This is a genomic window from Micropruina sp. (assembly GCF_047606365.1).
Classification (GTDB): domain Bacteria; phylum Actinomycetota; class Actinomycetes; order Propionibacteriales; family Propionibacteriaceae; genus Micropruina.
In genome coordinates this window covers 19,578-30,868 of the sequence record NZ_JASGEN010000013.1, presented here as the reverse complement: position 1 = coordinate 30,868, position 11,291 = coordinate 19,578, and the positions used below count along the sequence as shown (strand labels likewise).

9 protein-coding genes are annotated in these 11,291 nt (G+C 67.9%); 2 read left to right on the top strand and 7 right to left on the bottom strand.

Annotated features, from left to right (window positions below; all coding sequences use genetic code 11):
• The 7 genes from QM624_RS02305 to QM624_RS02275 all read right to left on the bottom strand — a co-directional run.
• Window positions 1-1,462, bottom strand: a 1,462-nt coding sequence (locus tag QM624_RS02305) for a PTS transporter subunit EIIC (protein ID WP_415088491.1), incomplete at its 3' end; no start/stop codon positions are given.
• A 343-nt stretch (window positions 1,463-1,805) separates the two neighbouring features.
• A complete protein-coding gene (locus tag QM624_RS02300; protein ID WP_415088490.1) occupies window positions 1,806-2,294 on the bottom strand; it encodes a universal stress protein in 489 nt (162 codons plus the stop codon).
• Window positions 2,291-3,538, bottom strand: coding sequence for an SLC13 family permease (locus QM624_RS02295; RefSeq protein ID WP_415088489.1), 1,248 nt, complete (start codon window positions 3,536-3,538; stop codon window positions 2,291-2,293). Before QM624_RS02295 ends, QM624_RS02300 begins: the two co-directional genes overlap by 4 nt.
• Window positions 3,539-3,734: 196 nt before the next feature.
• Window positions 3,735-4,832 (bottom strand): hypothetical protein, encoded by a 1,098-nt coding sequence (locus QM624_RS02290; protein WP_415088488.1) that lies wholly within the window; start codon window positions 4,830-4,832, stop codon window positions 3,735-3,737.
• An 8-nt stretch (window positions 4,833-4,840) separates the two neighbouring features.
• Window positions 4,841-5,896 (bottom strand): D-2-hydroxyacid dehydrogenase, encoded by a 1,056-nt coding sequence (locus tag QM624_RS02285; RefSeq protein WP_415088487.1) that lies wholly within the window; start codon window positions 5,894-5,896, stop codon window positions 4,841-4,843.
• Entirely contained in the window at window positions 5,889-7,262 is a 1,374-nt protein-coding gene (locus QM624_RS02280) for an MFS transporter (RefSeq protein WP_415088486.1), read from the bottom strand. The genes QM624_RS02285 and QM624_RS02280 overlap by 8 nt, the downstream gene beginning before the upstream one ends.
• Before the next feature lie 222 nt (window positions 7,263-7,484).
• A complete protein-coding gene (locus QM624_RS02275) occupies window positions 7,485-8,279 on the bottom strand; it encodes an IclR family transcriptional regulator (protein WP_415088485.1) in 795 nt (264 codons plus the stop codon).
• Window positions 8,280-8,408: 129 nt separating this feature from the next.
• Between QM624_RS02275 and QM624_RS02270 the strand changes: the two genes are divergently transcribed.
• Window positions 8,409-9,890: a glutamate-cysteine ligase family protein gene (locus QM624_RS02270; protein WP_415088484.1), complete on the top strand. Its 1,482-nt coding sequence runs from the start codon at window positions 8,409-8,411 to the stop codon at window positions 9,888-9,890.
• A 202-nt stretch (window positions 9,891-10,092) separates the two neighbouring features.
• On the top strand, window positions 10,093-11,280 hold the full coding sequence (locus QM624_RS02265) for a peptidoglycan DD-metalloendopeptidase family protein (protein ID WP_415088483.1): 1,188 nt from the start codon (window positions 10,093-10,095) through the stop codon (window positions 11,278-11,280).
• Window positions 11,281-11,291: the final 11 nt, after the last annotated feature.

The following is an 11,291-nucleotide window of genomic DNA, read 5'->3' as shown; positions in this document are numbered from 1 at the left end:
CCGGGGTGCGGTAGTCGCTGATGATGACCAGCATCATCGCCACCACGAAGGCCGCCACGATGGCGATGGTGTAGATCCACATCGGGCTGAACACCGGGATGGTGAGCAGCGAGGTGAACGCGAAGGTGGAGGCCTTCACCGGACCGAACATCCAGCCGAGGATGCCGATCGTCACACCGCCGACCGCACAGCCGATCAGCATGCGCGGGTAGATCCGCTTGTAGCGCAGGTGGATGCCGTACAGGGACGGCTCCGAGATGCCACCCAACAAGCCGGCGGCCAATGCGCCGATCGCGGTCTGCCGTACCTCCATGTCCTTGGCCCGGCTGGCAACCACCAGAACACCGGCGGTGGCGCCGAAGCAGGCGAAGTTCCAGGTGCCCATCGGGCCCTGGATGAAGTCGTAGCCGAGGGTGCTGATGTTGGCGAGCATGAGCGCGTTGAGCGGCCAGTGCAGGCCGAGCGGCACCAGGAACGGGTAGATCATCGGGATCAGAACGGCGAACAGCAGCGGCACCGTGTTGTTCAGCCAGGCGAGTCCGGCACCCAGGCCGCTGCCCAGCCAGATGCTGATCGGGCCGATGAGGAAGCCGGTGATCGGGACCATGATCAGCAGGCAGAAGAACGGCACGAAGACCATCTGCACGTTCTCGGGGAAGATCTTCTGCAGCAGCTTGTGGAGCTGGGCCAGCACCGCGACCATGATCAGCGGCACGAACACCTGGCCGCCGTAGTCGTTGAGCTGCATCGGGAGGCCGAAGATCTGCGCGACGCACTGGTCGGTTCCCAGCGTCGGGTTGGTGGTGCAGACGGTGTCGGCCGCGTTCTTGAGCGACAAGAAGTCGGGAGTGAACATGGCGGCCATGACGGCGCCACCGATCCACGGGTCGATCTTGAGCGCCTTTGCGGCGTTGTAGGCGACCATGATCGGCAGGAAGTACAGCACCGAGCGCCACATAGTGTCCCAGAACACCCAGGTCGCGCCCGCGTCCGTCAGCCGGTCGGCGCCCTGGAACGGGACGATGTGCAGCGCGTCCAGGACGGCGGCGATCGCGATGATCAGCGACGAACCGAGCAGCACGCCGAGCAGCGGGCGGAACGAGTTGGAGAGGTACTCGAAGAAGGCGTCGAGCCAGGCGACCTTGCCGCGGGCCTTGGCTCGTTCGGCGGCCTTGATGTCGGCGTCGCTGGCCGCAGCCGGCTTGGCGCCGCCCTTCATCGAGGGCAGGTTGGTGATGTCGGCATAGACCGACGCGACCGCGCCGCCGATGATGACCTGATAGCGGTCGCCGCTCTGCGGTACCGCGCCCAGGACGCCCTGGATGGCTTCGAGCGATTTCTGATCGACGACGCTGGCGTCCTTCAGTTCGAAGCGAAGCCGTGTCGCACAGTGGGTGAGACTTGTGATGTTGCCGGGACCGCCGACCTTTTCGACGATCTGCTCGGCTGTAGTGGACGCCATTGTCGGTTCCTGTCTACTAGCTAGTTGGGGAAGTCTGGACCGGAAACAAAAAACGACCCGAGTTGCACCGCTCGATGCGACTCAGGTCTTGCCCCGATCGGGTAGCAACCCTTTTTGGTAGGAGCTTCCGCTCCGTCAGCACAGTAGCACCGGGGCTCGGTGTCCGTCAGCAACTCGGCAAGGAAGTCGTGGACGGGATGGCGCCGGATCCGCGAGCAACCCGGGATCTCAGGCGAGAGAGATCCCGGATCAAGTCCGGGATGACGATGGAGGGGTTTGTGGGCGCACGCCAAGCGCCGACGTCGTGACGGGTAGCTGAAGACGTCGGTTGTCCGGGCTCGGGTCAGCGGTCGGGCGGCGGGGGAGGGATCGAGCCGAGATCGGGGACCCTGTCCGGCCAGATGAGGAGTACTCGGCAGGGGGCGTGGTCGACCACGAAACGGGTGTGCTTGCCGAGGCTCTGCGGACCCAGCCGGCGGCGATCGCCGTCGCGTCCCAGGATCAGATAGTCGGCACCATCTGCGGCCGCGGTGACGACACGCTCGGGGAAGCCGGTCTCCAGCCGCGCGGTGGCCTCCTGACCGAGCCGCTCCTGGGCGCGGCGCAGCATGGTTTCGGCGGCGTCCTGGCTGAGCTGATCGATCTCCTCGGTGGCCTTCCGCCGGCGGCCGCGTCCCATCAGCGAGCCGAAGCCCGGATCCGGCGGACCGCCCGGCGAGCTTTCCCGGACGCAGATCAGGGTGACCTCCGCGGACTCGGAACCGGCCAGCTCGCGGGCCGCGTCCACACAGGCCGGCCAGGTTCCTTCCCGGACCCAGATCACGATTTTCATGCCACACCTCCGATGGTGAGTGAAATCCACAATGCCAGCACACCGACGACTATGGCGATCGGGGTGGCGAGCAGGCCGAGCAGGGTGAACTCCTGGATCGGCGTCTCGTGATCGTGGGCCTGCACGATGCGGCGCCACAGCAGCGTCGCCAGCGACCCGACGTAAGTCAGGTTGGGGCCGACGTTGACGCCGATCAGCACTGCGAGCACCGCACCGGACCCCGATTGGGCGGCGAACGGCAGCAGCACCAGCACGGCCGGCAGGTTGTTGACCAGGTTCGCCAGCAGCGCGGCGAGTCCGGCCCAAAGGAACAGGGCCACGAGGGTCTGCCCGGACGGCACGATCTGGCCGATCGCGGCACCCAGACCACCCTCGACGACGGCGGTCACGACGATGCCCAGCGAGAGCACGAAGCCGAGGAAGCCCAGGTTGATGAAGCCCGGGATGTCCTTGGCGGTCACCTGCTTGAGCTTCAGCGCCCGGACGAGGAGCACCAGGGCGCCGGCCAGGGCGACCCAGGCGGCCTCGATCTGGAACAGGGAGGCGACCACGAAGCCGACCAGGGTGAGCGCCAGCACGATCGCCGAGAAGCGCGGCAGCGGTGGCACCTCGGGCGGTTCGGGGTCGGTCGCCGGGATGGACAGGTCGGAGGCGAAGAACTGCCGGAAGGCCAGGTACTCGACGACCAGAACGGCCAGCCAGGGCAGCGCCATCAGCCCCGCGAAGGAGACGAAGGTGAGCCCGGCGGCCGACATGGCCAGCAGGTTGGTCAGATTCGACACCGGCAGCAGCAGCGAGCCGGCGTTGGCCAGATGAGTGCAGGCGTAGGCGTGCGGCTTGGGTCGCACCCCCATCCGGGACGCCGTGGCGAAGACGACCGGGGTGAGCAGCACGACGGTGGCGTCCAGCGACAGCACCGCGGTGACGACGGCGGCCAGGATGAAGACGAAGACCAGCAGGCGCTGGGCGTCGCCGCGACTCTTCGCGGCCATCAGGGCGCCGGCGTAGCGGAACAGGCCGTCCGCGTCGCACAACTCACTGATCACCAGCACGGCGGCCAGGAAGGCCACCACCGGGAACAGGTGCGCGATCTCGCCCCAGGCCTTGTCCCAGCCGAGCGCGCCGGTCAGCAGCACGATCAGGGCGGCGGGGACAGCCGCCACCGCCTCAGGCAACCCGCGCGGCCGGATGACGGCGAAGCCGAGTACCACCACCAGCATTGAGACCGAGATGACTTCGCCCACGGCCGATCACCCTAGACCTATTGCGCGTCGAGTGCGGCCCACCCCAAAGGGTCAGTGCAGAACCTTGCTCTACCAAAGGGGCTCGTCATCCCCGACTTGATCCGGGATCTCCATGGATGCCCGCGACGGAGGAGATCCCGGCGTTCGCCGGGATGACGTTAGGTGTTCGCGGGGACGTGCGCCCTGATGATGTGGATCAGTTGCGGCGCAGAGAGGCGGGACCACCGGGCACGTCGATGCGGACGCCGGTGTCGATCAGGGCGTCGGCGTCGATCCGGTAGACGGCCAGACAGCGATCCGCATACAGCTGGGCGACGATCCGCCGCGAATCGCGGCTGAACACCACGCCCTGGGCTGCGGCACCGGTGGGCAGTTCGTCGACCCGGCGCAGGCGTCCGTTGTCGTTGGCGAACAGGACCAGGCGTCCGGTGTCGCTGTGGCCGGGCCGGTCGCGTCCGATCTGGCTGCCGGCCATGCACAGCGCGACCACCCAACGACCGTCAGGCGAGATGGCGACGCCTTCGGGAATGGACGGCACCGCCGCATGATCGACGGATCGGAAGGGAACCTGAGTCGTGTCCACCAGGGTGACCAGGTCGACATCGGCCACGCTCTGGCCGCCTTGACGTGCCTTGCCTCCCCAGCCGACGTTGCCGATCACGGCCCACCGGCCGGCGGCGTCGGTGTCGACCACGTAGGGACTGACCCCGGTGGCCAGCCGTTCCGGACGCACGGTGACGTCGGCTCCGGTGAGGTCGAGGACGACCGCACCCTGCTCGTCCCGCAGCGACACGATCGCCGCGCTGCCGTCGGGTTGGACGCCGATGCCGGCCAGTCGTCCGGACGACACCGCGACGCTCTGACGCTGTTCGACCCGCTCGCCGGTGACCGCGAACACGATCACCTCACCGCTCACCGTCGTCACCAGCAGCCGGCCACCGTCCGGGGTGAAGGCCACCGCCTGTGGGTGGCTGCCGAGTTCGATGACCTCGACCGCCGGGTCGGCCTCACCCAGCCGAACGACCTGCAGGATCTCGTGGAAGACCAGCGCCTGAGCGTCGCGATCGTACGAGGTCGGAGCCGCCACCGCGGCCCAGCGGGCGTCCGGGGAGAGTGCGACGGCCTGGGGTGGACCGACGATCGAGGTCCGGACGTCGACCGTGGCCAGCACGGCGGACGGTTCGGCGTCCAGGTCGATCAGGCTGAGGGTGTCGGAGCCGACGCCGGCCGGGAACACGTCCCGGCCGGCGTCACGGACCAGCTTGGCGTCATTGGCGCTGACGAAAAGCTCCACGTCAGTGCTCAGTAACCCAGTGCCGGATCCACCACGTTGGCCAGCGGCCGGCCGGCCAGGTAGGCGCGCAGGTTGTCGCAGAAGATCTCGCAGATCCGCTCGTCCTCGCGGCTGTCCAGGCCGCCCGAATGCGGGCTGACCAGCACGTTGTCGAGATCCCACAGCGGCGAGTCGGCGGGCAGCGGCTCGACCGCGAACACGTCCAGGGCGGCGAAACCGACCTGGCCCGAGCGCAACGCGTCGACCAGGGCCTCCTCGTCGATGACGGTGCCACGTCCGACGTTGACGATCGTCACGCCGGGTTTGGCCAGGGACAGCAACTGTGCGTTGACCAGCTTCTCGGTCTGCGCGGTGCCGGGCAGGGTGAGCACGATGTGATCAGCCCGGCTGACGATGCTCGCCAGGTCGTCCAGCGGATGAACCTCGTCGACGTTCTCGACCTCGCTGACCCGACGCTTGACGCCGAGTGTGGTCATTCCGAGCGCCTTGCAGCGCTTGGCGACCTGCTGGCCGATGCCGCCCAGACCGGCGATCAGCACGCTGCTGCCCTCGAGCGGACGTCCGACCACCCGGTTGGGCCACTCGTGAGCCCGCTGCTGGCGCTGCAGCCGGGGCAGCTCCTTGCAGCCGCAGACCAGGCCGAAGATCGCCCACTCGGCCAGCGGAATGCCGTGCGCGCCGGCCGACGTGGTGAACACGATCCGCTGCAACGCCTCGTCGGGCAGACCGGCGGCAACCACCTGACCGCCGCCGCCGGCGGCCATGGTCATCACCCAGCGCAGCTTCGGGTTGGCGGCGACCGTGCGGGCCAGCGCCGGTGGCTGAACGTCCGGGATGCCGTAGAGCACCTCGGCCGAGTCGACCAACTCGTCGAAGCGGGCCTGCTGCTCGGGCGTCCGGCTGAACGAGGGGTCGCCGGCGAAGTCAGCCGGGTGCCGCATGGGCGGCAACAACTCCTGGTCGACCACGACCTCGACCCGAGGGTCGACGGCCGTGACACGGTCGCACAGTTCGGGGGCGAGGGGGGTGGCGACGACCACCCGCACCTTGTCCTGATCAGGCATGCACTGTCTCCTGTCCGGCGTCGTTGAGATCCGTCAGACTACGACCCATGGTCTCGGGGGTGACGAAGGTGGTGAGGAACGAGATCAGCGACAGCAGTGCCGAGTAGATGGCGACGACCCACCAGGCGTTGCCGGTCACGGCCAGCAGCGAAGCGCCGACCAGCGGGGCGATGCCGCCGGCGAGCACCGCGGAGAACTCGCGCGCCGTCGCCACGCCGGTGAACCGGTGCTGGTTCCCGAAGAGTTCCGGCAGCAGCGCGCACTGCGGGCCGAGCATCGCCTGGACGCCGATGCCGATGCCGACGCCCATCACCACCAGGACCAGCCAGATGTGACCCAGCGTGAGCAGCCAGAAGGCCGGGAAGGCGAACACGGTGCTGAAGAACGCACCCCAGCGGTAGACCTGAACGCGACCGACCCGGTCGGAGAGGGCACCGAAGAACACGACGGTGAAGATGGAGATCAGTGCTGCGACGACCGCGCCCCAGGTGCTGAGCAGCGCCTGGCCCTTGTAGGCGGGCAGGCTGGCCACGTAGGCGAGCAGCAGTGCGGAGTAGATCGAGGAGTTGCCGTTCTCACCCATCCGCAGCCCGATGCCGATCAGGATGTTGCGTCGTGAGGTGGAGATGGCCTGGCCAACGGTCTGCTTCACGTGTTCGCCCTGCTTGGCTTCGGCCTCTTCGAGTGCCTCGAAGGCGGGGGATTCCTTGAGTCGCATCCGGATCACGACGGCGACGATGATCAGTACCGCGCCGAGCAGGAAGGGCACTCGCCACAGCCAGCCGAACAGAACGTCGCGGCTGGCCAGTGCCAGCAGTGCGAAGGTGCCGGCACCGAGCAGGGTGCCGACCTGGATGCCGACGAAGGGCAGCGCGGCGAAGAAGCCGCGGCGTTTGCGTGGTGCGAACTCCGAGATCAGCACGGTGGCACCGGCCTGTTCGGCGCCGGCGCCGAGGCCCTGGGCGATCCGCAGCGCGACCAGCAGGATGGCGCCCCAGATGCCGACGGAGTCGTACGTCGGCAGCATGCCGATCAGCATTGACGAGCCGCCCATCAGGGCGATGGTGATGATCAGGACGACCTTGCGCCCGATCTTGTCGCCCATGGCGCCGAACACCAGGCCGCCGATCGGGCGGGCCGCGAAGCCCACCGCGTAGGTGCCCAGTGCGGCGATGGTGGCGCCGGCGGGGCCGAGCGGCTTGAAGAACAGTTCGCCGAAAATCAGTGCGCTGGCGAGGCCGTAGATGTAGAAGTCGTAGTACTCCAGGGCGGAGCCGACGGACGAGGCGAGGGTGGCCCGACGGAGTTGGACCGGATCGACGATGTCCTGCTCTTCGGCGGGTGGAGAGGCGTATTGCTCGGACATGAGAGCTCCTTTGTTCTCGATGCAAGTACCCTAAGTCTGCCCTATAGGCCGAACGATGGTCAATAGATCGAACGAAGTTGGTTCCAGCTGTCGCCCACGAGGGCATGAGAAGGGAAAGGGCCGGCAAGCCCGATCGGCGGGTTGTCCGGTACGGAGGGACGGTTCTTTTCGTACCGCTTTGGTGTCGGGCGTGGGACGAAAAGAACCGTCCCCGCGTACCACTCAGCCGGTGGCCATCGGGTTGCCGAGCAGGGTGGCCACCCGCTTGAGTTCAGCGACCATGGTGTCGCGGACGTCGTCGCTCCACTCGGACTTGTGCTTGGTCACACTGATCGCCAGGATCGGGGCTCGGACGCCGCGGGTGGGGACGACGACGGCGACGCCGACCACGCTGTCGGCCGATTCCTCGTCGTCGATGGCATAGCCGCGAGCGCGGGCCAGGCGAATGTCCTTGAGCAGCCTGGGGACGGTGCGCCGGGACCGGCCGGTGAGCCGCGGTAGCTCGTCGATGCCGTAGTAGAGCCGCTCTATCTCCGAGTCGTCCAACCTGGCCAGCAGTGCCTTGCCCTGGGCGCAGGACGACGCCGGCAGCCGGTCGCCGATGTTCGTGGTGAGTCGGATCGCCGGGTGGCCCTCGTAGCGGGCCAGGCACAGCGTGTCGATGCCGGCGGCGGTGGACAGCCGCAGGGTCTCGCCGCGCAGGACGTCCGACTCCAGGCAGGCGCGATGGAACTCGCTCACCTGGTCGAGGCGGGAGAGGTACGAGCCGCCCAGTTCGACCAGTTTGCGGCCCAGCGAGTAGCCCAGGTCGTCACGGCGGATCAGCCCGCCGAGCTCCAGTGCGGTGCAGATCGTGCTGGTGGACGACTTGGGAACGCCCAGATCGCGGCTGAGGTCGGACAGGGTCATGCTGCCGGACTCGCTCGCGGCGATCGCGTCCAGGACGGCGACGGCCCGGCTCACCGCGGGCGCGGCACCGGGCGGGGTGACATCGGTTCCACCACGAACGGGAGACATGGCCGAAACCCTAGCGTTCGTTCAACTGATTGAACATAGGCCAGTGAACTGAATGCCGATTCCGTGCTGGGTTCGCTGGATGGCCGCAATTGATGCGCCCGGCGTCCGAGGTGGGCCATACTCCCGGCCATGGGCCGGGACATCGAAGCCAGGACGTACACCAGGGAACAACGACAGCGGTACCGCGAGAAGGTGCAGCACTGCCTGGACGTGTTCGAACAGATGCTGGCCGCGGACAGTTTCGACTTCGACGAGCCGATGACCGGCATGGAGATCGAACTCAACCTGATCGGCGCCGATTACCGGCCGAAGATGGACAACGCCGATGTGCTGGCCGCGATCGCCGACCCCGAGTACCAGACCGAACTCGGCCGGTTCAACATCGAATTCAACGTGCCCCCGGGGCGGTTGGCCGGTGACGAACTGGCCCGCCTCGAGGAATCGTTGCGGACGTCGATGAACGAGGCCGAACGGCGGTCGGCGGCGCTGGGTACGCACATCCTGATGACCGGCATCCTGCCGACGGTGATGCCGGAGACCTTCGAGGGCGACTGGATGAGCGAGAACATCCGGTATGCCGCGATCAACGACGCGGTGCTGGCCGCACGCGGCGAGGACATCAACATCGACATCGAAGGTCCGGGCGGCGAAACCCTGGTTCGCTACATCGATTCCGTCGCGCCCGAGTCGGCCTGCACCTCGATGCAATTGCATCTGCAGGTGCGCCCCGAGGAATTCGCCGACAACTGGAATGCCGCCCAGGTGCTGAGTGGTCCGCAGTTGGCACTGGCCGCCAATTCGCCTTTCCTGATGGGCCGGCAGTTATGGGCCGAAACCCGCATCGTGTTGTTCGAACAGGCCACCGATACGCGTCCGATCGAATACGCCAATCAGGGGGTGCGGCCCCGGGTCTGGTTCGGCGAGCGTTGGATCACCTCAATCTTCGACCTGTTCGAAGAGAACGCGCGCTGGTTCCCGGCGCTGCTGCCCGAGCTGGATCCGGAGGACCCCCAGGCCGTGTTCGATGCCGGCGGCGTGCCGCAGTTGTCCGAGATGCGGCTGCACAACGGAACCATCTACCGCTGGAACCGACCGATCTACGACGTGGCCGGCGGGACGCCGCATCTGCGGCTGGAGAACCGGGTGCTGCCTGCCGGGCCGACGATCGTCGACACGCTGGCCAACGCGGCCTTCTACTACGGCACCCTGCGGACGCTGGCCGCCGAGGATCGTCCGGTGTGGTCACGGATGGCGTTCTCGACGGCGGAGGCGAACTTCGTCCAGGGCGCGCGGCACGGCATCGACGCCGACCTGTTCTGGCCCGGGGTGGGGGAGATGCCCGCCTCGGAGCTGATCCTGCGACATCTGCTGCCGCTGGCGCACCAGGGGCTGGACGCCTGGGGCGTCGACCCGCAGATCCGCGACCGCCTGCTCGGCGTGGTGGAGGGCCGCTGCAAGACCGGCATCAATGGTGCGCAATGGCAGGTGGAAGCCGTCCGTGCATTGGAGGCATCGGGAATTCCCCGGGTGGAGGCATTGCGTCTAATGGTGGCCGCCTACGCGGAACGCATGCACACCAATACCCCCGTCCATACCTGGGAAAAGATCTAAGAGGTTGTGAGAAAAATTCAGAGAGGGTATCTGATCGGCACGTCTGTCTGACTTCCTTGTTAAGCTCCGCGGATTGGTAGCGAGGAAAGTTGGGGGGAACATGACCACGCCACCAGAAGACACCGCGCGCGACGATGCCCGAGCGGCGCGTCGAGCCGACGAGACAACACCGGCACCACACCATCGACGACCGCGTCGCACCATGCGCGGGGGACTGCCCTTGCGGGCCTATCTGTTGAACGCCGCGGCGATCGGGATCGCGGTGCTGCTGATTCCGGCGCTGAGCAGGTCGACCGTGACGTCCGCGGTACCCCGGACGGCTCCGGTGACCACGCCGAGCCCGGCCGCACCGAGCCCGACCGCCACGAGCACACCGACTCCCACTCCGAGCGCCACCGCGTCGCCGTTCGCCAACGGGCTGCCGACGCTGCCGCCCGACGGGCAGTCGAGCCAGGACGGGGTCGACCATGACGACAGCCTGCCCGCGCCGCCGCCGGCCACGCTGGTCGCCACCAACGGCAGCGCCTTCGTCTCGCCGGTGCCCGGCGCGATCACGGGTGCGTTCGGGCAGCGGTTCCACCCGATCCTGCACTACTGGCGCATGCACAACGGTGCCGATATGCACGCTGCCTGCGGCACCGTGGTCGTCGCGGCCTACCGCGGCCGGGTGATCGAGGCGGGCCGCAACGGCGGCTACGGCAACCTGGTGGTCGTCGACCACGGCCGCTACAAGGGCAAGCACGTGATCAGCAAGTACGCCCACCTGTCCCGGATCGGGGTGCGGGTCGGTGATCGGGTCGACACCGGTCAGGGCATCGCGCTGTCCGGGACGACCGGGTTGTCGACCGGCTGCCACCTGCATTTCGAGATCAAGGAGAACGGCGTCTACGTCGATCCGGCGCCGTATCTGACCGGCAAGAAGTCGCCACGTCCGGACGGCCCGATCAAGGACCTGGGTCCGACCACGCCGCCCAGCCCGTCGCCCTCGGCCAGCGCCAGCCCGAAGCCCAGTGCGAGCCCGAAGCCGAGCACGAGCCCCAAGCCGAGCACCAGCCCGACGCGCTCGCCCAAGCCGACTCCCACGCCGACCTCGCCGTCGGTGCGCCCGTCGCCCGGGCCGTCCAGCACGCCGCCGACGCCGTCGCCGTCGCCGTCCGATCCGGAACCGAGCGAGACTCCCACCCCGGACCCGCCGAAGCCGACCCCGTCGAACAGCTCAACGCCGTCGGCCGCACCGAAAGAGAGCAAGGCGCCCAAGGATCCGAAGCCGACAGCCTCGGCCAAGCCGCAGGAGCCCAGCCCGACGCCGTCCGAGAAGGAGGAGTCGACGCCTTCGCCGCGTGAGTCGCAGACCGAACGGACGAGTCCCTCGGCATCGCCCACCCCGTAGCGGCGTCCACT

Coding starts and splice junctions, on each gene's coding strand:
- QM624_RS02275 (WP_415088485.1), bottom strand. CDS start 8,279: ATGTCTCCCGTTCGTGGTGGAACCGATGTCACCCCGCCCGGTGCCGCG.
- QM624_RS02300 (WP_415088490.1), bottom strand. CDS start 2,294: ATGAAAATCGTGATCTGGGTCCGGGAAGGAACCTGGCCGGCCTGTGTG.
- QM624_RS02285 (WP_415088487.1), bottom strand. CDS start 5,896: ATGCCTGATCAGGACAAGGTGCGGGTGGTCGTCGCCACCCCCCTCGCC.
- QM624_RS02265 (WP_415088483.1), top strand. CDS start 10,093: ATGCGCGGGGGACTGCCCTTGCGGGCCTATCTGTTGAACGCCGCGGCG.
- QM624_RS02270 (WP_415088484.1), top strand. CDS start 8,409: ATGGGCCGGGACATCGAAGCCAGGACGTACACCAGGGAACAACGACAG.
- QM624_RS02280 (WP_415088486.1), bottom strand. CDS start 7,262: ATGTCCGAGCAATACGCCTCTCCACCCGCCGAAGAGCAGGACATCGTC.